At 47.3% G+C, this 23561-nt stretch carries 23 protein-coding genes; 10 read left to right on the top strand and 13 right to left on the bottom strand.

Annotation, left to right across the window (positions count from 1 at the left end):
• Positions 1–165 precede the first annotated feature (165 nt).
• The 3 genes from trpX to G6R28_RS05300 are packed head-to-tail and all read left to right on the top strand — an operon-like array spanning position 166 to position 2811.
• Positions 166–1164 carry a tryptophan ABC transporter substrate-binding protein gene (trpX, locus tag G6R28_RS05290; protein WP_213793191.1) on the top strand — a complete coding sequence of 333 codons (999 nt, stop codon included), beginning with the start codon at positions 166–168 and terminating at the stop codon, positions 1162–1164.
• Positions 1164–2063 (top strand): ABC transporter permease, encoded by a 900-nt coding sequence (locus tag G6R28_RS05295; protein WP_213793192.1) that lies wholly within the window; start codon positions 1164–1166, stop codon positions 2061–2063. Before trpX ends, G6R28_RS05295 begins: the two co-directional genes overlap by 1 nt.
• The gene (locus tag G6R28_RS05300) at positions 2056–2811 is read left to right on the top strand and encodes an ABC transporter ATP-binding protein (RefSeq protein WP_213793193.1); all 756 of its coding nucleotides are present in this window, start codon (positions 2056–2058) and stop codon (positions 2809–2811) included. The genes G6R28_RS05295 and G6R28_RS05300 overlap by 8 nt, the downstream gene beginning before the upstream one ends.
• Positions 2812–2857: 46 nt before the next feature.
• On the opposite strand, the gene G6R28_RS05305 is transcribed toward G6R28_RS05300, so the two are convergent.
• The 4 genes from G6R28_RS05305 to tyrS all read right to left on the bottom strand — a co-directional run bounded on the left by G6R28_RS05305 (position 2858) and on the right by tyrS (position 6552).
• Positions 2858–3160 (bottom strand): kinase, encoded by a 303-nt coding sequence (locus G6R28_RS05305; protein WP_213793194.1) that lies wholly within the window; start codon positions 3158–3160, stop codon positions 2858–2860.
• 90 nt (positions 3161–3250) lie between these two features.
• Positions 3251–4015 carry an ABC transporter permease gene (locus G6R28_RS05310; RefSeq protein WP_213793195.1) on the bottom strand — a complete coding sequence of 255 codons (765 nt, stop codon included), beginning with the start codon at positions 4013–4015 and terminating at the stop codon, positions 3251–3253.
• A 21-nt stretch (positions 4016–4036) separates the two neighbouring features.
• Complete coding sequence (locus tag G6R28_RS05315; RefSeq protein WP_213793196.1) at positions 4037–4951, bottom strand: ABC transporter ATP-binding protein; 915 nt, start codon at positions 4949–4951, stop codon at positions 4037–4039.
• A gap of 353 nt (positions 4952–5304) precedes the next feature.
• Positions 5305–6552 carry a tyrosine--tRNA ligase gene (gene tyrS / locus G6R28_RS05320; RefSeq protein ID WP_213793197.1) on the bottom strand — a complete coding sequence of 416 codons (1248 nt, stop codon included), beginning with the start codon at positions 6550–6552 and terminating at the stop codon, positions 5305–5307.
• 441 nt (positions 6553–6993) lie between these two features.
• On the opposite strand from tyrS, the gene G6R28_RS05325 reads away from it, so the two are divergent.
• Positions 6994–8883 carry an FAD/NAD(P)-binding protein gene (locus G6R28_RS05325; RefSeq protein ID WP_213793198.1) on the top strand — a complete coding sequence of 630 codons (1890 nt, stop codon included), beginning with the start codon at positions 6994–6996 and terminating at the stop codon, positions 8881–8883.
• Between the two features lie 19 nt (positions 8884–8902).
• Here G6R28_RS05325 and G6R28_RS05330 read toward each other — a convergent pair whose 3' ends face one another.
• The 8 genes from G6R28_RS05330 to rpmH form a co-directional block, all read right to left on the bottom strand.
• Positions 8903–9583, bottom strand: a complete 681-nt coding sequence (locus tag G6R28_RS05330; RefSeq protein ID WP_213793199.1) for an alpha/beta hydrolase — start codon at positions 9581–9583, stop codon at positions 8903–8905.
• Complete coding sequence (locus tag G6R28_RS05335) at positions 9571–9804, bottom strand: hypothetical protein (RefSeq protein ID WP_213793200.1); 234 nt, start codon at positions 9802–9804, stop codon at positions 9571–9573. Before G6R28_RS05335 ends, G6R28_RS05330 begins: the two co-directional genes overlap by 13 nt.
• A gap of 121 nt (positions 9805–9925) precedes the next feature.
• Positions 9926–10096, bottom strand: a complete 171-nt coding sequence (locus G6R28_RS05340) for a hypothetical protein (protein ID WP_213793201.1) — start codon at positions 10094–10096, stop codon at positions 9926–9928.
• Between the two features lie 4 nt (positions 10097–10100).
• On the bottom strand, positions 10101–10610 hold the full coding sequence (locus tag G6R28_RS05345; protein WP_213793202.1) for an MscL family protein: 510 nt from the start codon (positions 10608–10610) through the stop codon (positions 10101–10103).
• A 136-nt stretch (positions 10611–10746) separates the two neighbouring features.
• On the bottom strand, positions 10747–11670 hold the full coding sequence (locus G6R28_RS05350; protein WP_213793203.1) for a magnesium transporter CorA family protein: 924 nt from the start codon (positions 11668–11670) through the stop codon (positions 10747–10749).
• A gap of 39 nt (positions 11671–11709) precedes the next feature.
• Entirely contained in the window at positions 11710–12549 is an 840-nt protein-coding gene (locus tag G6R28_RS05355) for a YidC/Oxa1 family membrane protein insertase (protein ID WP_213793204.1), read from the bottom strand.
• Positions 12536–12895: a ribonuclease P protein component gene (gene rnpA / locus G6R28_RS05360; protein WP_213793205.1), complete on the bottom strand. Its 360-nt coding sequence runs from the start codon at positions 12893–12895 to the stop codon at positions 12536–12538. The genes G6R28_RS05355 and rnpA overlap by 14 nt, the downstream gene beginning before the upstream one ends.
• Positions 12896–12979: 84 nt before the next feature.
• A complete protein-coding gene (gene rpmH / locus G6R28_RS05365) occupies positions 12980–13120 on the bottom strand; it encodes a 50S ribosomal protein L34 (RefSeq protein ID WP_213793221.1) in 141 nt (46 codons plus the stop codon).
• Between the two features lie 493 nt (positions 13121–13613).
• Between rpmH and dnaA the strand changes: the two genes are divergently transcribed.
• The 6 genes from dnaA (at position 13614) to gyrA (ending at position 22516) form a co-directional block, all read left to right on the top strand.
• Complete coding sequence (gene dnaA / locus G6R28_RS05370) at positions 13614–15008, top strand: chromosomal replication initiator protein DnaA (RefSeq protein WP_213793206.1); 1395 nt, start codon at positions 13614–13616, stop codon at positions 15006–15008.
• A gap of 181 nt (positions 15009–15189) precedes the next feature.
• Positions 15190–16323 carry a DNA polymerase III subunit beta gene (gene dnaN / locus G6R28_RS05375; protein WP_213793207.1) on the top strand — a complete coding sequence of 378 codons (1134 nt, stop codon included), beginning with the start codon at positions 15190–15192 and terminating at the stop codon, positions 16321–16323.
• A gap of 183 nt (positions 16324–16506) precedes the next feature.
• Complete coding sequence (yaaA, locus tag G6R28_RS05380) at positions 16507–16887, top strand: S4 domain-containing protein YaaA (RefSeq protein WP_213793208.1); 381 nt, start codon at positions 16507–16509, stop codon at positions 16885–16887.
• Positions 16878–18023, top strand: a complete 1146-nt coding sequence (gene recF / locus G6R28_RS05385) for a DNA replication/repair protein RecF (RefSeq protein WP_213793209.1) — start codon at positions 16878–16880, stop codon at positions 18021–18023. The genes yaaA and recF overlap by 10 nt, the downstream gene beginning before the upstream one ends.
• Positions 18016–20010, top strand: a complete 1995-nt coding sequence (gene gyrB, locus G6R28_RS05390; RefSeq protein WP_274381087.1) for a DNA topoisomerase (ATP-hydrolyzing) subunit B — start codon at positions 18016–18018, stop codon at positions 20008–20010. The genes recF and gyrB overlap by 8 nt, the downstream gene beginning before the upstream one ends.
• A gap of 25 nt (positions 20011–20035) precedes the next feature.
• Positions 20036–22516 carry a DNA gyrase subunit A gene (gyrA, locus tag G6R28_RS05395; RefSeq protein ID WP_213793210.1) on the top strand — a complete coding sequence of 827 codons (2481 nt, stop codon included), beginning with the start codon at positions 20036–20038 and terminating at the stop codon, positions 22514–22516.
• Between the two features lie 50 nt (positions 22517–22566).
• Here gyrA and G6R28_RS05400 read toward each other — a convergent pair whose 3' ends face one another.
• A complete protein-coding gene (locus tag G6R28_RS05400) occupies positions 22567–23313 on the bottom strand; it encodes a response regulator transcription factor (RefSeq protein ID WP_213793211.1) in 747 nt (248 codons plus the stop codon).
• Positions 23314–23561 lie beyond the last annotated feature (248 nt).

The raw sequence follows: 23561 nt of genomic DNA on the forward strand, positions 1-23561 counted from the left end.
GGTAGGAAAGCAGCTTTTCGGTTAACGGACAAGCTGTGACGACAGTATTGTCCCAACCGGCTTCTTCGTAATGGTTAAAAGTCTGTTTGGGTATAACACATGACCCAGGCAGACTTTTTTTATGCCCAAAATTCTGTCTGGGTACACAATTTAAGGGAGAGAATGATGAATAAACGTCTACTAACCGTCACTTCGGTTATCCTAGCCTTCTTGGTCGTCGCCTTTTTCACTGAGGGGCAAAGCAGCGCCAAGAAAAATAATCAAGTGCCAACCGTTGGCATCTTACAACTGGTAACCCACCCCGCCCTTGACCAAATCCATCAAGGAGTTGTCGATGGGTTGAAGGCCGGGGGCTATACAAATGGTAAGAACGTCAAAATTGCTTACCAAAACGCCCAGGCCAACCAGGCCAACCTGAAGACAATGGCCCAGGACTTCATTAATAAAAACGATGACCTGACCGTTGGAATCGCAACGCCCGCCGCGCTGTCGCTGGCTCAGGCCTCAAAGAACCAGTCGCCCGTTGTCTTGGCCGGCATTACCAACCCGGTCGGCGCCAAGCTGGTTAACTCGCTTTCAAAGCCCGGCAAGAACGTCACGGGCGTTGCCGGTGACTCCCCTTACCAAAAGCAAGTGTCCGTCTTTAAGGAAGTCTTACCAAAGGCGAAGACGATCGGGATTATCTCGACGACTTCGGATGCCGGTGGAACTTACAACGCCGCGCAGATGAAGAAGGCCTTGCAAAAGTCCGGCTACAACGTCAAGTCCTACACCATTTCGTCAACCAACGACATGCTCCAAGTCGCCACAACGATGGCCGGTGAAGTCGACGCCATCTACGCGCCTCAGGATAACTCCGTGGCCACGGCGATGAAGACTTTGGTATCGGCCGCAAAGGCCCGGAACGTGCCAGTCATTCCGTCAAACGACACCATGGTCGCAGACGGTGGCCTCGTCACCTACTCACAGTCCCAATACCAAGTCGGTTACCAAGCCGGACAAATGGCCGCCCGCATCTTAAAGGGTGAAAAGGCCTCCGGCATGCCAGTTCAAATGGTCTCCAAGGGAAACTACGCCATTAACACGCAGACGGCTTCCGACCTTGGCATCACCTTACCAGAAGACATCGTGGCCAATGCCAAAGCAAACAAGGAGGTCTACTAATGTCCATCATCGTTTCTTCCATTTCACAGGGTATTCTCTGGGCCATTCTCGGCGTTGCCCTCTACCTGACCTTCCGTATTCTAAACTTTGCAGACATGACGGTGGAAGGTTCCTTCCCCTTGGGTGCATCAACGGCCGTTGCCTTGATTGCCCATGGCACAAACCCCTTCTTAGCAACCATTGCCGCCCTCTTTGTTGGTGCTATCGCCGGATTGATTACCGGTGTCCTCTACACCAAGGGACGGATCCCCATTCTTTTGGCCGGTATTCTGGTCATGACGGCCTGTCTGTCGATTAACCTACGAATCATGGGCTCCGCCAACATTTCACTTTTGGATCAGAAGACCATCTTCTCCGTGCCCTTCCTCTCCGATCTGCCGAAGTACTTCGATGGTGTCGTTCTTGGATTAATCGTCATTTCCATGCTTTTGGCCTTCCTCATGTGGTTCCTGCAAACCGAACTCGGTCAAGCCTTTATCGCTACCGGCGATAACAAAGTCATGGCAGCCGCCTTTGGTATCAAGACCGACCGCATGACCATCATGGGCCTCATGGTTTCAAACGCCTTAATCGCCTTTGGTGGTGCCGTTATCGCTCAAAACAACGGCTTTGCTGACATTAACATGGGAATCGGAATCATCGTGATCGCCCTGGCCTCCATCATCATTGGGGAAGTGGCCTTTGGAAACCTGTCCTTGAACCAACGTTTGGTGGCCGTTGTCATCGGTTCCATCATCTACCGCTTGGTTCTCCTGGCCGTTTTGCAACTTGGCTTCTCAACAAACGACTTGAACTTGATTTCATCAATCATCTTGGCTCTGGCCATGATGCTGCCTCAGGTTCGAAAGTATCTGAAGCTTGATAAAGTCCTGCACATGGGAGGTAAAGTAAATGACTAATCCTGTATTTTCATTAAAAGATGCCACAGTCACCGTGCCAAACGGCACTACGATCTTAAACGATTTGAATCTGGACATTTACCCAGAGGACTTTATCACGGTCCTTGGTACGAACGGGGCGGGAAAGTCGACCCTCTTCAACGTCATTTCTGGTGATTTACCCATCACTTCTGGTTCAGTTGAACACGAGGGCAAAGACATTACGCAGATGCCTGCTGTTAAGCGGACTTCCTTCTTAGCCCGGGTCTTCCAGGATCCAAAGCTTGGCACTGCTCCCCGGATGACGGTGGCAGAAAACCTCTTACTCGCAGAAAAGCGCGGGTCTAAGCGGACTTTGAAGAACCGCAAGCTGACCAGCCAGAAGTTAGCCGAATACTTCGAGCTAACCAAGACAATGGGCAATAACTTGGAAGACCGCCTTCAAACGGCAACCGGTTCGCTTTCAGGTGGGCAACGTCAAGCCCTTTCCTTCTTGATGGCAACTCGGGTAAAGCCTGGCTTACTCCTATTGGATGAACACACGGCCGCCCTTGATCCAAAGACTTCGGACCAGTTGATGGCCGCCACCAACCACCAAGTCAAGGATAACAAGCTAACCGCCTTGATGATTACCCACAATTTAAAAGACGCCTTGAAGTATGGTAATCGCTTAATTGTCTTAAACGCCGGCCAGATTGTCTTAGACGTCAAGGACGAAGAAAAGAATCAGCTAACCGAAGCCGACCTCTTAACCTACTTCGTTCACTAAAATGAATCAAAAAAGTCCTGCTCAGCTGAGCAGGACTTTTCTTTGTTTAAAAATCAAAGGGATTTTCCTCTGAATTGATCTTATTAAAGACTTCAAAAAGATGATCGCGTTCGGTTATCTTATACTTTTTCAATTTCCGATCGTAGACCACTTCGGACTGGACGTCTTCGCCCTGTTGTAAGTCCGTTAGAAACTCACGAATGGCCGCAATGTCTCGCTGGACGGTCTTTTGACCAACAAAGAAGAGGTCTTCAATCTGATCAACCGACATCGCCTGTTTAGAAATCAGGATAGAATATAGACGTAAAATACGTTGTTTATCGTTAAAGACGTTCTTTTCTCGTGACATGCGTAACTCCTTTGCTTATTGTAGCAAAAAAAAGCAGTCAGACCTAGCGATTTAGACAAATAAAAAAGCAGACTAGCGTCTGCTCTTTTATTATACGGATCGACGACGGAAAATCAGGTAAGTTAAGACATAAATCACAACTAAATAGAAGATGTATACTGCCCAAACAACCCAGACATCCGTTCCAAAATAGTTCATCATGTATTCATTTTGGACTTTTTGACCGTTAAATTGTGAAAGGAAGGCTTCCACCGTCAATGGGTTCCAACGCAGCGGTTCCCAGAACTGCACCAAAAAAGTCGTGATTGCGGCAATAATGGACGTCGCCACAGACAAAACGATACCAATGGATACGGCTGCTGCCGTAGACTTAACCAGATTGGACACCATCAAGACAATGGCGAAGAAAAAGAGGGTCATAATCACGTCCATTACCTGGTTAAACAGGAAGGGCTGCCACTGTATCTCGGTTTCGGTTGTCCCGTTAGTCATTTGGAAAATGAGCCGGCCAGCCAGCGTACCCAAGACCGCCGAAGTCAGCACCAAAACGTACTCGAAGACAATCATGATGATTTTGGCAACAAAGACTTGGAGGCGTGAGTACTGGCGGGAAAGCAAGGGACGAATGGTCCCGTAATTAAATTCCTGCGTAAAAGTCAGAGCGGAAATCACCGATGCCGAAATGGCAACAATCAAGCCAGCTCCACCAAGGCTGTAATAACCAGCCTGCTGTGAATCGGCTGGAACCAACCAGGTCAAAACCACAATGGGTGTGACAAAGGCCAGGATTGCCCAAATGTAGAAGCGGTTTTGCTTCACGGCCTTCATCCATTCTTGTTTTAATAAAGTAAGCATGCGTTCTCCTTTACGTACAACTTAGGCACGGGTGCTGTTTTCAGACAGCACTTCCATCAGATGATCTTCCAAGTTAACCGTTGCCGTTTGGATATCTTGCACTTCCAAATTAGCTTCCGTTGCCTTGGCCAAGACAGCTTGGGCGTTAACGCCCTCTTCAGCCGTAATCAGCACGTCGTCTTCGCTCCCCATCGCCACTTGCCAACCAGCTGCTTCAGCGGCTTTGACCATGGCGTGGTTATCCGATGTCTTCACCTTAATTTGGGCCTTGTCTTCCGAGAGGAATTCCGCCATTGTTGCCCGACGAATAATCTTCCCCTTATTGATGATGACCACGTCATCAGCCAGGCGTTGTAATTCATCCAGCAAGTGGGAGGAAATCAAAAAAGCAATTCCCTGGCCAGCCAACTTCTGAATCAAGGCACGGATTTCCCGGACGGACTGGGGGTCCAAGCCATTCATTGGTTCGTCCAAAATGACCAGCTTTGGCTTACGAACCAGGGCAATGGCAATTCCAAGCCGTTGCTTCATTCCAAGGGAGAAATTCTTCGCCTTTCGTTTACCGAAATTATCACCATCGATTCCGGTTAGTTTCATCAATTCATGGATATCTTCAGGATCCTTTGAATCCATGGCGTAGTACTTCATGTGATCTTCGGCCGTGAAATTTGGATAAATGGCAGGATACTCAATCAAGTTCCCCATCTTCGCCAAGGCCTTGGTTTTTGAAAACTTGACCGCTTGTCCGTCGAAAGTCACCTCTCCGGAATCAAAGCGCATCAAACCAGTCATGGCACGCATGGCCGTTGACTTTCCAGCTCCGTTTGGTCCAATCAAACCAACAATTCGACCGGGTTCAACAGAAAATGATACGTTGTCCAAGGCCTTGTAAGAACCAAAGTGCTTGGACAGGTGACGCAATTCTAATAGTGACATAGGCACCGTCTCCTTTTGTAAAACGCCTTGCTTTAACTACAGCAAGCTTTTAACTTATTTCGAGTTGCCCCTATTATAACAAAGGGCAAAATCACCGCCTAATATTTGGCAAAGTTTAACCATTCCATAAAAAAAACTCCCCTTTCGGGGAGCAATTCAATCACCAGATTCCTAGTACGGGAGAGAAGGTATAAATTAGGTTTAGAGAGAAGTATTTATAGTGACTAGGAACCTGGCTTCTTGATATATTGCTATATCATGCTTTTATTATGGTGCGCCCAGATTAAATTCAAGTTAAACTTTCCATTTATTTTTATTAATTTTGGAAATTTATCGAAAATAATCAAATCGGTTTAGTTAACCGTTCCCAAGAAGTACTTCTTCTTACCACGCCGAACGAGCACAAACTGCCCTTCATAGGCAGCCTTTGGATCAATTTCGGCTGCCACATCGGTAACTTTTTCACCATTGATGCGGACTGCCCCGTTGGTCACATCTTCACGGGCCTGGCGCTTGGACTTTTCGATACCGGCCTCGACAAGGAAGTCAACGATGTTTTGCTTCTCAGCACTCGTTTCAAAGCCCGGTACACCTGAAAAGACATCCTTGATTTGCTGAACCGTTAATTCGGCTACGTCACCAGAAAAGAGGGCCTTTGACAAAGCCTCCGCCTCTTCTACGGCAGCCTGTCCGTGAACAAAGGCCGTCACTTCTTCGGCCAAACGCTTTTGCCCAAGACGAGCACCTGGGTTTTCATTCACTTCTTTTTCAAGCTCTTCGATTTCTTCCTTCGATAGGAAGGTAAAGTACTTTAAGTACTTCACGACATCCGCATCGGCCTGGTTGTACCAGAACTGGTAGAAGGTATATGGCGAAGTCTTTTCAGCGTTCAACCAAATGGCGTTTCCTTCAGACTTACCAAACTTTTTACCAGTTGAATCCGTCATCAATGGAATCGTCAAACCAAAGGCAGGGGCATCGTTTCCTTCCACCGTGTGAATCAAATCAACACCGGAAGTGATGTTTCCCCACTGATCAGACCCACCAATTTGCAAGCGAACGTTTTCTTCTTGCCAGAGGTGCAAAAAGTCAATCGCCTGCAAAATTTGGTAAGTAAACTCGGTATAGGAAATTCCAGTTTCCAAACGGGAGGCGACCACGTCCTTTTTCAACATCACGTTAATGGAAAAAAGCTTTCCAAAGTCACGCAGGAAGGTTGGCAAGGAGAGGTTGTTCAACCAGTCGGCGTTGTTGACAATCGTCGTACCGTTTTGCCCAAAGAGCTTGGTGACCTGGGCTGAAATGCCCTTTTCGTTTTCCTTTAATTGTTCGTCTGACAGCAATTTGCGTTCCGTTGTTGGCCGGGGGTCACCAATTGATCCGGTAGCCCCACCGACAATGATGACGGCCTTCCCACCAGCATTTTGAAAACGCTTCAAAACCATGAAGGGAATTAGGTGGCCCAGGTGCAGGGAATCAGCCGTCGGATCGGTTCCGACATACGCGCCAATTTGGCCCTCATCCATGGCCTTCAACAAGCCTTCTTCATCTGTAATTTGGTTCAGTGCCCCACGCCATTTCAAGTCTTCAATAAAATTCATGTTCTTCCCCCTTTTTTCTATAACAATTAAAAAAGTCGCCCTAATCCAATTGGATTAGGACGACAAAAACCGCGGTACCACCTAAATTACCCCTTTGTGGGGTCACTTTAATTGGCCTTAACGCGGCGCTAAACGTCATTTTCTATTCGTTGTGTACCCGGAAGAGTTAGACCGACTCACAGCACCGTCAGCTCTCTTTGTACCAGTGCCCTTCCGCTCTGCAACAATGATGAATTTATTATAGCACATCAGCTCAAGGCTGCCCATTCTAAGTGATTGGTCTATTTTGTAATTTTTGACATATTTCATCCTTTTTCTTACAATGTATGTATAGAACATATCATTATCGATTACAAAATTACCGGGCTTGATATATGTTTGATTCGCCTTGCTAACATCTGATGTTGGCGTTTTTGTTTGAATAGCAGGAGCAAATCTTCGATGAAAATTGCACTCATTGGTGCGGGTCCCAGAAACCTGGCCATTTTAGGACGGTTACTCTTTACCGTCAATACAAAAGCAACTTATGAAATCGACCTCTTCGACCCCCAACCAATCGGTGGCCGCGTTTGGGATCCTTTTTTGACCAATAACCATGCCTTCTTAATGAATACCTACGCCAACCAGGTCACTCTTTTTGACGACTATGAATTACTGGATCACGAAACACCAATCGAACGCCCCAACCTCTTAACTTGGGCGCAGACCGTTGCCTTCGACTACTTAAATGATCACCCAGAATATCCTGATGCCTACCGAAACGAAGTCTTAACATTGATTTCCGCAAACACCTTTGCTTCGCGTGGCCTTTTCGGTGTTTATGCTGCCTGGTACTTTGAAGAAGTGCAAGCTGCTTGCCCAAAAAACATTCACATCCACTTTCATCAAACAGAAATCATTGATATGGAAAAGGGCGCGCGACGCTTTTCATTGACGGGGCGCGATGGTTTTACTAGTAAATACGACCGAGTAGTTTTGGCTCCCGGTCACATTGATAATCAACCAAACAAAAAGCAGAAGGAACTGGCAGCCTTTGCTAAGCGGCACAGCCTGGCCTACTTCCCCGCTTCCCACCCGGCTGAAAACGACTTTGACAAAATTAATGAAAATGATCAGGTCTTAATCGAAGGATTAGGGCTCTCCTTTTTCGATGTCATCTTATCTTTGACCGGTGCCAAAGGCGGTACTTTTGTTACTAACAACGATGGTTCCTTAACATACCGCCCCTCCGGGCACGAACCACACATTGTTGCCGGTGCCTTTAACGGCTTACCCCCACGAACAAAGGGCGTCAACCAAAAGGAATCCGCTCAGGTCTACCAGCCCCACTTCTTTACCTTGAAGCGCATGAAAGAAGAGGCAAGTAATAATCTTGGCAAGATCTCCTTCGAACACTTCATGAAAACCCTAAAACAAGAGCTGACTTTTAAGTATCTTTATAATCAGGTTCAGCTACTGAAATTGGATACGGGTGTTTCAAAGGCTTCGATCATTTCGGATCTAATGCATCCGGAACGCTGGTCCTCCATCAACGAGAAGTATGGACTCCATTTGGATATGAGCATCGATTGGGATAGCCTTGTTTTTCCAGCGATGGAATGGCCAGATGCAAAAACATTCCAAAAAAACTTACACAAGCACATCGAAAACGATATTCGATCGGCAAAACTTGGTAATGATTGGTCGCCCCTGACTGGTTCTTACTACATCTTACGGGACATGCGTGATACAATTCGTACCCTTTATAACGAAAACTACTTCTTTGCTGATGGCTACGAGAAGATGTTAACGACTTTTCGAGCCTTCGATAACCAGCTATCTGCCGGTCCTCCCCTCGTTCGTATGCAGCAGTTACTAGCTCTGATGGATGCTGGCATTTTGGAAATTGCCGGCCCTGGTTTTAAAACTAGTCGCGGCCATTCGACCTTTGTTGCCACCGATCGTTACGGCCAACACTTTGAAGGTACTGCGTTAATCGAGGCTCGTTTATCAGAGATTAACTTCAACATTGCTAAATCACCCTTGATTCAATCCTTACAAAAGCAGAGATTGATTCGAAAAAACGATCGTTTGCGTAAATCAGACGGTTCCCTCCTCCTCGGTAACACGATTAAAGTCGACTTGAAAACCCTGACTGTTCTCGACAAAAACAATCAACCAGTCGACGGTTTCTTCGTTTCCGGAATTCCACTGGAAGGTGAACGCTGGTTTAACACGGTTATCCCACGCCCCTATGTCAACACCCTGATCTTTGAAGAATCAAAACGATTAGTTGAAGCACTTCAGGAACGGCATTCGCACTTTCATAAACTCTTACAAAAAAAGGACTGATAGCAATCAGTCCTTTTTATTAGGCATTTAAGAAGGCAATTTTCATTTGGTAAACCTTTTCGTTATCAAAGTCTCTAATTCCGTGATGGCCGCCTTCCAACCAATAGGTCTTCGCCTTTTTCCCGGTCATATTTTCGTAGCGTTCAACCATTTCCATGCTCTGTTGGTAGGGAACAACTTGATCCGCTAATCCTGCCATGGCAAAGAGTTCAGGCATCGCCTCCGTAAAATAGTTAGCTGGATTACCTTGGCTGACACCAACGGGATTTTCATTCACCTGATGGCCCGCTAAGGCTAACCCTTCAAAGGAATTCTGCGAGCCAGACTCTGCATACTTTGGCTGAATCTCTGCTGCTTCAAACTGTTCTTTGAAACGATCAAACTCGTATGGCCCATACGAAGCGATGACCTTTTGAATCACCGGCAAATCTTCGAGTCCATCTTCCAAGCCGTCTTCATAACCAACTTTTACGCCGGCCGATACCGATGCCGTCGTTAGCAAGGCTAGCTGCGCACCCGACGATTCGCCTGCTAGGTAGAAACGATTGGTGTCCAATCGCCATTTCTGTGCCCCTTCCTTCAAGGCATGGAGCACAGCCCGCACTTCGGCAATCTGTTTAGGAAAGGAATAGTTCTTTTCAGAAACCAGGCAATAGTTCATGGAGGCAACGGCATAGCCTTCCTCGGTTAATCGTAGCATTGGTGCCAATTTTTCTGAAGACTTCCTTCCGCGAACAAGGCCCCCCCACCCTGTAAATCTAAGAGCAGTGGGATGAGAGTGTCCCCTTGCATTTCCTTTGGCAGGTATAAATCAAAGGATTGCCATTTCTTTCTTCCATAAGGAATATCTGTCAGGATTTTCCCAACGCTATTCGGTACCACAACGTCGTTAAACACTACTTTTTGATCTTTAAACAGCATATGCCCCCCCTTAATTGTTTCACGTGAAACAGACAGCTAAAACGTTTCACGTGAAACATTTTAAAGAAAAAGCTAAACCCAAGGTTTAGCTTAACAAAACAACAACCTTCTTAAGAATTGCTTAATCTTTTCCGTTCTTTCGATTATCCCAGAGGTAAACAACCAGGAGCATAATCGTTGCTAGGTTTGCTGAAACCAAGGCGACTCCCTCTGCTTTAAAGACCCAGCTGGCAATTGAGATAAACAATAAAACAAGGGCAATAATTGCTGTATAAACTGTCGTAATCTTCATCTACTTAATTCTCCTTCTTTTCTTCCTTTAACAAACGAAGCATCTCCTCTTGTAAGGCAATGTTCTTCTTCACCAAGTCATTGTTCTCCCTTTGCAACTTCTGCATATCCAATGAGTCCTGGTGAGGTTCATCGTAACCCCACTTCTCCTGCTCCGCACCAATTAACCAGTTATTGACGAATTCGATGAAATAGAAAACAGCCAGAGCGATTGCCAGTAAGGTCAGGGCAGACGTTAAGAAGTCCGATAGATTAGCCCATGTACTTGAGAAATTAATTGGGTGACTTGGTCGGACTAACCAGCGCCAAAGAGCGGAGAAAAAGTGAAAGAGTGTGCTGACTAACTCTTTCACCGTCGACCCAAAGGCGTTACCAACAACAACAGAAATCACAAATGTCAAAAGGTTGGGGGCGAAGAGGAAGCGCCGGAAGGAAACCATCCCTTCTGATGACTTCTTAATCAAACGGTTCTTTTGTTCTTGGAATTCTTTACTTTCACGAGCTTTGAATCGCATGATGCCTCCAATGTTCCTAAAATTACTTTCATGACTATTATACGTCAGAAGGGCCTTATAAAAAAGATTCCAAGGCCCAGAAGATATAAAAAAAGAAGCAAACAATCGATCGAATTGTTTACTTCAAATATCCTTTTTATTTCTTCAAGAAACCATAGCGATGGAAGGCGTATGTTGCAGCAACCATCAGCAAGATCATAATAACGATGGTTACCCACCAACCGGATGCATGGTTGGCAAATGGTAGGTAATCGACGTTTTCACCATAAAAGCCGGAAACGACCGTTGGAATGGTAAAGACAATCGAGTAAACCGTCAAGACTTTCATCGTCCAGTTCAGATCACGGTTACCTAAGGTTCCAGTTGCCTTAGTCACGGCATTGATGACTTCCATTGCCAAACCGGCCATGTCCCGGGCCTGTTCAACTTCAACCCGGACGGCATCCAGCAAGTCCAAATCATCTTCTGAAATGTGACTTTGGTAAGAGCGGCGAATCTGGTCCAACATGATGAGGTTATTGGCCAGTGAGTTTTGCAAATAAATCATTTGAATCTGCAGGTGGAGCAAGTCGTTGGTCTGCTTGGTTAACTGCTTACGATTACCGAACTGCGCTTGAATGGCACGACGCTGACGGTTGATTTCAGTAATTTCCTCACCATACATCGTCATTAATGGATAAATCCCTGTAATGAGAAACTCGAAAACGGAAATGTTTTCATCATCCGGACGGTGGCCATCAATTTTACCGGTCAAGAATTCCTTCTTCATGTAATCCGTTGGTCGGTGAGCAAAGGTGTAGAGGTCGCCATGAACCAAAACAATCCCAATCGGACGAGTTAAAACGGGTTCTGGCTCGGCAGAAATGATGTCTAAGATAATCAATGCCTCGTCAGCATCTGGATCAAATTCCATGCGCACCGATTCGTTATGATCAGTGGCATATCCCAACATCTGCTCCGTTAACCCGTGCTTTTGCAAGAGCTGTTCACGGTCGTCTTCTGACATGTTGGTGACATGGTACCAGCGGAATTTGGTGTTTTCTTTTAACATTTCAATCATGGTGCCCGACCCCTTTTAAAATATCAAGAAAAGTGAACCTTAGCGCTTCTTTGAACGAGTTGCCTTACGTAACTTACGTGCACGTGCCTTTTCCTTGGCCCGCGCTTCTTCCCGTTCCTTCTTCAATTTAAACGGATTTTGCAAGATAAAGGTCTGAACCATCTGGAAAAGGTTTCCGATTACCCAGTAAAGGGAAACCGCAGAAGGCACAGCTAAAGAAGTAAAGAAGATAATGAATGGGAAGATGAAAGGCAAGATCTTCGTCATGGCGTTTTGCTGCGGGTTGGCCTGTGTTGACAACCAGGATGACCCAAAGGTAAAGAGCGCAGCCAGAACTGGCAAAACAAAGTAAGGATCTTGCTTTCCCAAGTTTAACCAGAGGAAAGAGCCAGAACGAAGAACCGCTGAGTTATGGATTCCCTGATACAGGGCAATCAAAACCGGCATCTGAACCAACAAAGGTAACATAGAGGCAAATGGTGAAACCCCGTGTTCCTTATAAAGAGCCTGCTGTTCTTGAGCAAGCAAGGTCCGCGTTTCTGTATCACGGCCAGCGTACTTTTCTTGCAGGACTTTCAACTGGGGTTGAAGAACCTGCATCTTCTTCATTGAATCCATTTGATAGACCATCAATGGCAAAATGAAAAGTCGGATAAAAATCGTGAAGATGACGATTCCCATTCCATAAGAAGTACCAAACCAAGATGAAACACCGAGGATGGAACGAATAAAGAAGGAAACGAAGCCACCCCAAAGGCCAGACCCCGGTACATAGCCGGTATAGGACTGGTCAGCGGCGATGATACCGATAACGGCCAATGCTGCTAGAAAGAGTGGGAGAAAGCCAATTGTTTTGACCCATTTGTTAATCTTTGCCATGTTGATCATCCTTTAAAAGTTTTGCTAATCCCAAAACATGGGTGAGTTGCTGTTTAATAAATGCCTGTGATTCGCCAGCGACACTGGGTCTTGCAATGACCAAGATGTCACTTTGCTGATCGAGTCTTGGCTTTAGTTCAAGCATCGACTGTCGAATCCGCCGTTTAACATGAACACGATCATGGGCTTTTCCAATTTTCTTACCAACCGATAGGCCAAGGCGAAAGTGCTTTTGCTCTTCTTTTTTTAGTCGATAGACAACAAAGTACTTATTGGCCACCGATTGGTGGTGGTCAAAGACGTTTTGGAATTCTTCTGGCTTTTTAATCCGAAATGACTTACGCATAAGTTTCCACCTAAATTCTTATGTACGCAGGCTTCCCTGCATGAATCAATGAAAATAAAAAGGCCACTGCAAGCAGCGACCTGTTTAGGCAGATAATACCTTGCGGCCCTTCGCGCGGCGGCGAGCCAAAACCTTACGACCGTTGCTCGTTAACATACGCTTACGGAAACCGTGTACGCGTGCGCGATGACGCTTCTTTGGTTGGAATGTACGCTTCATTAGGATTTACCTCCATTAACTATTTGTCTGCAAATTTCTTTGCAATTCGAGATTAATCATACCATGGATACCCTGCCCTGACAAGCACAGCAAGGGGATCTTCCAAAATAAATCCTATATAAAGGAAAAAACTTATCAACAAACTTATCCCATTCTTTTCAAAAGCCCTTTGATAAGTCCAAAAGAGAAAGGTCTTTTACCGGCATTTTACACAAGTTATCCACATTTCCACAGGTTGGGGACTGATGCCTGGGGAAAACGTTGATAAAAGAAGAAAAGATGATAATATCAAGCTTCTTTCTGGGGAAAACTCTTTGGATTTGGGGATAAAGCGAATTTTTGTTCCCTCGTTTTTACACATGCCCCTTCATTTTTACCCACATCTGTGGATTTCCATTCCTCTTTTGTCATTTCTGGGGAAAACTAGGCTAGGCTATTTTTTTTTGCTATACTAGCCATATCGAAACTTTCATTTATTACGTCATTATTGGAGATTTCAATGTCTGAAGAACTCAGTTCAAAAAAACTATGGGACAAAATCAGTTTTTCACTCTTCCAAGACCTTGGTGCAATCAGCTTTGCTTCCTTCGTTGATCCACTAACACCAGTTGGAATTGAAAACAATCGTTTCATTATTCAAGTTCCAGGCGAATTCGCCGACAAAATAATCAATCAGTGGAATAACGAAATTTCCATGAAGTTTGTTGAATACGCCAACAACGAAACCGGTGAATTCATTCGTCCAGAATTTCAAAAGACCGCTGCAAACCATACTTCAGAAAGCGAACAGGCAAATCCAACCCTTTCAAGCCAAACAGCCCCTCTCGAAAGTGAACAACACATTCCCTTTTCCCAAGACGCTGGTTTGAATCCGGACTTCACCTTTGACCATTTCGTTATCGGATCTGGTAACGAAAACGCCCGGGCCATTGCCCAAGCCGTTGCCGAAGGTCCTGGAAAAGTCTACAACCCCTACCTCATTTATGGTGGTGTTGGACTTGGTAAGACCCACTTAATGCAGGCCATTGGAAACAAGTATGCCAAGGACAATCCAAACGCTCGAATCAAGTACGCGACTGCCGAAGATTTCCTAAACGACTTTACCAATTCCCTGCGTAAGGGTGGCGATACCAACGCGACCGCCCTCTTTAAAAAGACCTATCGGTCGCTGGACATGCTTCTAGTCGACGATATTCAGTTCTGGGCCGGTAAGCCACAGGTTCAAGAAGAGTTCTTCAACACCTTTAACGCTCTGACCAAGGCCAATAAGCAAATTGTCATGACCTCGGACCGCTATCCAAACGACATTCCTGATTTGCAGGACCGGTTGAAGTCCCGCTTCGAACAAGGGATTACCTCGGATATTCAAAAACCCGATGTCCAAACCCGTGTGGCCATTTTGCGAAACCTGCAGGATCAAAACGACCTGGACATTCCAAACGATGTGCTTCAATTAATCGGTGAATCGGTTGATGACAACGTTCGTACCTTGGAAGGTGCCTTCCACAAGTTCGAAGCGAAAATCCGCTACATGAACAAGCCGGCAACCATTGAAACGGCCAAGACCATCTTGGATGAAATCAACGCCAACAAAAAGACGGTGGTCACGGTCGATCGCATCCAACAAGTCGTCGCGGCTTACTACATGCAAACCGTTGACGACATGAAATCCAGTCGTCGTCAATCCGATTTGGTCATGGCTCGACACGTTGCCATTTACCTAACGCGAACGATGACCGACATGTCCCTGCCGCAAATTGGGCATGCCTTCGGCGATCGTGATCACTCCTCCATTTCCCACGCCTTTACCAAGATCGAAGAACAGGTCGAAAAGGAAGCCCGGATGAAGGAAATGATTCAGGCTCTGGCCGAAGACATCAGAAACGGCCAATAGGCCCTGTGGATAAGTCAGGAAATTAACGAGCAGTTATACACGGACTTTTCCACAGGCAAAAGCCTGCTAGCTTCAGGATTTCGGGCTAATCCCCGGAATCCGCAGCCCTTATTACTATTACTAGTTATTTATTACTCTATTTAGTTAACTATCGCACCTGCCACAAAGGAGGCCATGTGCTATGAAATTTACGATTAATCGACAAGCTTTTATCAAAGCCTTAAACGATGTGTCACGAGCAATTTCATCAAAGACGACGATTCCAATTTTGACGAATTTGAAACTCGACTTACAAGAGGATCAATTGGTCTTAACTGGATCCAACGCAGATATCTCCATTCAAATTACGTTGACAGCAGAAGACACGACAAATGAATTGACGATTGAATCCACCGGTGGCATTACATTGCCAGCCACCTTCTTCATTAACATCGTCAAGCACTTACCTGCTGCCAACATGACTTTGTCCATTGAAGGCTTGCAAGCCTTGATTACGTCTGGTTCCGCCTCCTTTAAAATCAATGGTCAACCAAGCTCTGCCTACCCCAAGTTGCCTGAATTGACCGAGACCAAGTCCCTGAAACTGTCGGCTGCTCAATTGATTGAATTGATTGCCCAGACAAAAATTTCCGCTTCCACTCAGGAAAGTCGGCCAATTTTGACTGGTATTCATCTTTCCTTGTCAGGCAACCAAATCAAGGCTGTCACAACCGACTCCCACCGATTGTCACAACGAATCATCACCCTGGTTGGTGCTGAAAGCGTGGATGAGGCCTCCGTTATTATCCCGGCCAAGGCCTTTAACGAATTGCAGTCCCTTTTGGAAGGTCAAAACGTTGTGGAAGTCAAGCTTTCGGCCAACCAAGCCGTCTTTACCTTCGGGAACACGACTTTCTACTCCCGCCTGCTTGAAGGAAACTACCCTGAAACGGACCGCTTGATTCCATCAGAAGCAAACACTGAAATCGAAATCGATGCCGGTGTGCTTTCCGGTGCCATCGACCGTGCCTCTCTTCTTTCGCACGAATCACGGAACAACGTGGTTTTGTTGACCATCAAGGATCAACAAGCAGAGCTGTCCGGTAATTCCCAGGAAGTTGGTCAAGTCAAGGAAGCCTTGTCAGCCGATAAGATTTCCGGCGATGACCTAGAAATTTCCTTTAACCCGGACTATGTTCGCGATGCCCTGCGCGTTTTGCAGGGAAAGACGGTCGAATTGAAGTTCACAACGAACCTGCGGCCCTTCATCATTATCCCTGAAGGCGAAACCGACAATAAGCAGTTGCAGCTGGTCACACCAGTCCGGACTTTCTAAGGTATTCCATAAAAAGACCCCAAGGGGTCTTTTTTTTCATTTGTAAAGCAAAGAAGGAATTTTTGGTCAAAGAGGCAAAAGTCGCCAAAAATAACGAAAAGAGCTAAAAAAGCCTCTTAGGGGTAAATACTGGGAAGTATGGTATAATAACAGGGTAAGTCTGTAAGGAATTAGGGGAAGATTATGGCCGAACGCTTGGCGATTACAACAGAGTACATCACCCTTCAACAATTATTGAAAATTGAGGACATCATCCCATCGGGTGGCCAGGCGAAAGCCTACCTCGCCGATGCCCTTGTCTTATTGAATGGTGAAAAAGAAAACCGCCGGGGCAAGAAGCTTTATCCCGGAGACCAGGTGGAAACGGCTGGCCAGGTTTTTGAAATCGTTGCTGAATCAGAAGACGAAGCAAGGAAGCGCGCCGAACAGGCAGCAATCCTTGCCCGCTTCCAAAAAGCGCAAAAGCCGGCTAAAAAGAGCAATCCCAAACCCGCACGGACGAAGAAGTCGGGGCAAGCAAAGACTTCGAAAAAGCGCCCAACAGGTCCTGCTTCGTGGAGCTAAAAGAGCTTTCGCTCAGTCACTTTCGCAATTACGACCAGGCTGACCTCCACTTTCAACCCGGCGTGAACGTCTTTTTAGGACAAAACGCCCAGGGTAAGACCAACTTGCTGGAGAGCATCTACGCCTTGGCCCTGGCCCGTTCCCACCGGACCAAGGTCGATAAGGACTTGGTGCAATGGGGAGAGGAACAGGCGCGAATTGCCGGCCTGGTTGAAAACCGCTTCGGTAAGCTGCCCCTCGCCCTTTCCTGGTCCAATAAGGGCAAGCAAGCTCGGGTTAACCACCTTGACCAACCCCGTTTATCGACCTACATTGGTCAGCTAAACGTCATTCTCTTCGCCCCGGAGGATTTGGACTTGGTCAAGGGGCCACCGGCCGTACGCCGGCGCTTCATTGACATCGAGTTTGGCCAGATGAACCGCACCTACCTGCAGTTATCGAGTCAGTACCGACAAGTGTTAAAGGATCGCAATGCCTACTTGAAGGCCTGGTCCTTTGGCGCTAAAAAAGACCAAGTCTTTTTGGACGTCTTGACCGAGCAGCTGATTGAACTAGCAGCCAAGTTAATGCTTCTAAAAAAGCGTTTTCTAAAAGAACTCGGCGAAGCCGCTGCGAAGGTTCATCTCGAAGTAGCCAACCAAAAGGAAGTGCTCGAGCTGCAGTATAAAACGGCGGTTTCGAGCACGGACTTGACCGACTTGGAGACGGTGAAGACAGCCTTGCAGCAGACTTTTTCAAAGCAGGCTGAGCGGGAAAAGAAACAGGGCACGACCCTGGTGGGCCCGCACCGAGACGACTTTGTCATATTGGTGAACGGCGTTGACGTTTCAAACTTTGGCTCCCAGGGGCAGCAACGAACTGCTGCTTTGGCCTTAAAACTTGGTGAAATCGATTTGATGCACCAAGAAACCGGCGAATACCCGGTCCTATTATTAGACGATGTCTTATCGGAGCTGGATGCTTCCAGGCAAACCCACCTACTGATGACCATTGAAAACAAAGTACAGACCTTTATTACCGCTCCCTCGCTTTCCGAGGTCGCTCGGTCGTTGATCAAAGAACCGAAAGTCTTTTTGGTCAAGGACGGAACGATTGAAGAGGAAGGACAAAAGGAGCAAGAGGAGAATCATGGCTGAAGAAGAAAACAAAGCAATCGAAGCCGTTTCGGCTGAAGAGATCGAAAACGCTAGTAAGATGACAACCGACGCGGACGCCTATAACGCCGATCAGATTCAGGTCCTGGAAGGATTGGAAGCCGTTCGGAAGCGTCCGGGTATGTACATTGGAACAACCACTGCCCAGGGACTGCACCACTTGGTTTGGGAAATTGTCGATAACGGAATCGATGAAGCCCTGGCTGGCTTTGCCTCCCACATCACGGTGACAATCGAAAAGGATAACTCCATCACGGTAACCGATGATGGCCGTGGAATCCCGGTTGATATCCAAACAAAGACTGGTAAGCCCGCCCTTGAAACGGTCTTTACCATTTTGCACGCCGGTGGAAAGTTCGGCGGTGGCGGTTACAAAGTCTCTGGTGGTTTGCACGGTGTTGGTGCCTCGGTTGTTAACGCCCTGTCAACGGCACTGGACGTGCAAGTTGTCCGTGATGGCCAACTCTACTACATGGACTTTGAAACGGGCCGGGTGAAGACACCCATGACCAAAAAGTCTGGTGATCTGCCAGTCGAACGAGGAACCATCGTTCACTTTAAGCCAGATCCAGATATCTTCCAGGAAACGACGGTCTACAATTACCAGACCCTCCTTTCCCGTGTTCGCGAATTGGCCTTCTTGAACAAGGGCCTGCGCATTTCGATTACGGACAAGCGGCCGGATGAACCACTGTCTGAGTCCTTCCACTTCGAAGGTGGAATCAAGGAATACGTTTCCTACTTGGACGAAGGCAAGGAAGTCCTCTTCGACCAACCGGTCTATGTGGAAGGCGAAGAAAACGGCATCGTCGTAGAAGTTGCCCTCCAATACACCACCGAAGTCAAAGAAAACCTGAAGACTTTTACAAACAACATCAACACCTATGAAGGTGGAACGCACGAAACTGGCTTTAAGACGGCTTTGACCCGTGTCATTAACGACTATGCCCGCAAGAAGGGCATGATCAAGGAAAACGGGGATTCACTGACCGGAGAAGACGTCCGTGAAGGCATGACGGCCATTGTGTCGATCAAGCACCCGGACCCCCAGTTCGAAGGACAGACCAAGACGAAGTTGGGAAATTCCGATGCTCGTCAGGCCGTTGATCGAATGTTCTCTGAAACCTTCGCCCGCTTTATGCTGGAAAACCCAACGGTTGCCAAGCAAATCGTTGAAAAGGGGTCCCTTGCGCAAAAGGCTCGCCTGTCTGCCAAGCGTGCCCGTGAAATGACCCGTAAGCAATCCGGCTTGGAAATTTCCAATTTGCCAGGAAAGTTGGCCGACAACACGTCCAAGGAACCCGAGATTTCTGAATTGTTCATTGTCGAGGGTGATTCGGCCGGTGGTTCTGCCAAGCAGGGCCGTAACCGCCTGACCCAAGCCATCTTGCCTATCCGTGGAAAGATTTTGAACGTTGGAAAGGCTTCCTTAGACCGTGTCTTGGCCAACGAGGAAATCCGTTCCCTCTTTACGGCCCTTGGTGCCGGCTTTGGTAAGGACTTTGACGTTTCAAAGGCTAACTACCACAAAATCATCATCATGACCGATGCCGATGTCGACGGTGCCCACATTCGTACACTGTTACTGACGCTCTTTTACCGCTACATGCGGCCAATGGTTGACGCAGGCTACATCTACATTGCCCAGCCACCCCTTTATGGTGTGTCCCTTGGAAATTCCAAGAACATGACCTACCTGGATTCTGACGAAGAACTAAACGATTACTTGGCGCAGTTACCATCAAACGCCAAGCCAAAGGTTCAGCGTTACAAGGGTCTTGGTGAAATGGATTACGATCAGCTGGCCGACACGACCATGGATCCCGCAAACCGTCGTTTGCTCCGAGTGGATCCGGCCGATGCCGAAGAGGCTGATTCCGTCATCGACATGCTGATGGGTGGCGATGTGCCACCTCGTCGTCAGTTTATCGAGGACAACGCGGTCTACGTCCAAGACCTTGATATTTAAGCTACTGCTTGATTCGGAGTAAGAAATGCCAGAAGAACAAGATAGTCGTATTAAAAACACCCACCTATCGGAGCAGATGAAGACGTCCTTTTTGTCTTACGCGATGTCTGTTATCGTTGCCCGTGCCCTGCCCGACGTCCGTGATGGATTGAAGCCCGTGCACCGTCGAATTCTCTATTCGATGATTGAACAGGGAAACACGCCCGATAAGCCACATAAAAAGTCCGCCCGTATCGTTGGTGACGTCATGGGTAAGTATCACCCCCACGGTGACTCTGCCATCTATGAGTCAATGGTTCGCATGGCCCAGGACTTTTCCTACCGCTACATGCTGGCCGATGGCCACGGAAACTTTGGTTCGGTTGACGGTGATTCCGCTGCCGCCATGCGTTATACCGAGGCCCGTTTGTCAAAAGTCGCCATGGAAATGGTCCGTGACCTGAACAAGGACACGGTCGACTTTGTACCAAACTACGATGGTGAAGAGCGGGAACCAGAAGTCCTGCCAGCCCGCATCCCAAACCTTTTGGTTAACGGGGCGACGGGAATCGCCGTTGGAATGACCACCAACATTCCGACCCACAACTTGGGTGAAGTCATTTCGGCTTTGCACATTTTGATGAATAATCCGGAGGCGACAACGGCTGACTTGATGGAAGCCTTGCCAGGACCGGATTTCCCAACTGGTGGAATCGTAATGGGTAAGGCCGGCATTCGGAAGGCCTACGAAACTGGTCGTGGAACCATCACCATCCGTGCCAAAGTCGATATCGAACAGACCAAGACGGGTAAGGAACAGATCATTGTGACCGAACTTCCCTACGCCGTTAACAAGGCCCGTTTGATTGAGCGAATCTCGGAATTGGTACGTGACAAGAAGATTGACGGCATTACCGCCATTCGTGATGAATCCGACCGTGACGGGCTGCGCGTTTCAATCGACGTGCGCCGCGATGCCTCGGCTTCCGTTATTCTAAACAACCTGTGCAAGCAAACGCTTTTGCAGACTGGCTTCTCCTTCAACATGCTGGCCATCAGCCACGGGGCGCCAAAGACCCTTTCCTTAAAGGAAATCTTGGAAGCCTACTTGGATCACCAGCGTTCCGTTGTCCGTCGCCGAACGGCTTTCGATTTGAAGAAGGCCGAGGCCCGGGCACACATCTTAGAAGGATTGCGGATTGCCCTTGATCACATTGATGAGATCATTCACATCATTCGTTCTTCAAAGACTTCGGATGAGGCCAAGGGCCGCTTGATTGACGGTTACGACTTGTCAGACAAGCAGTCCCAGGCCATCTTGGACATGCGTCTGGTTCGTTTGACCGGTTTGGAACGCGACAAGATTGAAGACGAATACCAAAAGTTGATTGCCTTGATTGCCGACTTGAAGGACATCTTGGCTCATCAAGAACGAATCGACCAAGTCATCTACGACGAATTGCTTGAAATCCAAAACCGCTTTGGTGATGAACGTCGCACCGAATTACAAGTCGGTGACGTGATGAGTATCGAAGACGAAGACTTGATTGAAGAAGAAGACGTCATCGTAACGTTGACGAATAACGGTTACATCAAGCGTGTGGCGGCTTCCGAATTCAAGGCGCAAAACCGTGGTGGTCGTGGTGTTCAGGGAATGAACCTGAACGATGAAGACTTTGTTGCTCAATTGGCCAACTTGTCGACCCACGATTCCCTCTTCTTCTTTACGAATAAGGGGAAGGTTTACCGGATGAAGGGCTATGAAATCCCTGAATACGGTCGTTCGGCAAAGGGAATCCCTGTGATTAACTTGCTGAACTTCGATCAAGACGAAGCCATTCAAAGCTTGCTGACGGTCCACGGGAACCCTGCTGAAAGTCAGGATAACCTCTTCTTCGTTACCCGGAAGGGTGTCGTTAAGCGAACGAAGGTGCAGGACTTTGCAAACATTAGAACTTCCGGATTGAAGGCCTTGACCCTTCGCGAAGATGATGAAATCCTGAAGGTTCTTGAAACCGATGGTGACCAAAACATCATCATCGCCACGCACAATGGCTACTCCGTCACCTTTGCCGAAGAGGCCGTCCGTTTGATGGGCCGTGCCGCTGCTGGTGTCCGCGGAATTAACCTCCGCGAAGGCGATGAAGTCGTTGGTGCCGACATCTTGATGGATAACCAAAACGTTCTGGTTATTACGGAAAAGGGTTACGGTAAGCAAACCGCCGCGAGCGAATACCCAGTTAAGGGTCGTGGTGGTAAGGGTATCAAGACCGCAACAATTACCGAAAAGAACGGTCCTTTGGCCGGCATGGTAACGGTTGATGGCGACGAAGACATCATGGTGACAACCAATCTCGGTGTCATGATTCGCTTTGCCATTGCCGACGTCTCCAATACGGGTCGTTCAACACAGGGTGTTCGTTTGATTCGTCTGGAAGACGGTTCGAAGGTGGCCACCTTTACAAAGTTGGAACCAATGGAAGCAGATGAAAACGCTGCAGCCACTGATGATTCAACGGAAGAATAAGTAATTGATTCAAATGAAAAAGTCGTTGGGACATTGTCCCAACGACTTTTTTAGTTCAAACGAATTGGTTCCGTTAGCGCCCGTTTCGCATTTGGCCAGCGCAAAGCGTTCCGGAGGCTGCCGGCATAGTGCCTTGATACGGGTACTTGGTGACCCGTTACCATGGTTAGGCTTCGCTCCCCTGGTTCGTAGCTATTCAGGTAGGCAATGTTGATAATGTAGGAGGCGTGAACACGGTATAGGTTGCTGTGTCGTTCGGCCAGTTCCTTCATGGACGTGCGAATGCGACGCTGTCGATCGATTTCGTGAACAAAAATGTGGTGGCTGCCACTATCCGTGGAAAAATAAACGATACGGGTTAAATCAAATAGGCGACTGGTTCGACCATCGGGCAAGCGGATGGGTTCTGGACGCAAATCTAAAATGCGTTTCAAATTCAGATTGGCCTTTGAAACCGCCCGAATTAGTCGGTCAAAAAAGCTCGCGCTATACTCTTGCTTGATAATAAAGTCGAGTAGGCCAACCTGTGCTTCAAAACAGCGGGTGGCCATACTGGCATCTTCAGACATCATAATGAGTTGTGCATCTGGGTCATGTTGGCGAATCAACTGGGCAGTCTGCAAACCAGCCGTTGCAAAACCACGAACGGTAGAATCTAATAGAACGACTTGTCCTTTTTTAACACGACCAAGGGCGTGCAGAAGAGCGGATGGGGTTTCAAAGAAAACGGGATTAACCAGAACTTTTTTTAGATAGCGACGAGCAATGCCACTATCTGTTAGAACGTAACATGGCATAATGGGCACTCCTTTCGAACGGATTAAACTAAGTCCATTATACGAAGAAAAGTGGTTAAAGAGGAAATTTTATTTAAAAAAATAAATATTTTTATTATTATCTGAAATATATTAAATAAAAATCGTAAAAAAGTATAGTAAAGTCATCGCGAGCAGATGTAATTCAAAAGTCTCAGAAAAAAAGCAAAAAAACCATTGACCAACCCCCAAGCAGCCGGTATACTAATTATTGTTCCTTGCGAGGGACT

The sequence above is a fragment of the Fructobacillus papyrifericola genome (assembly GCF_018437235.1).
Classification (GTDB): domain Bacteria; phylum Bacillota; class Bacilli; order Lactobacillales; family Lactobacillaceae; genus Fructobacillus; species Fructobacillus papyrifericola.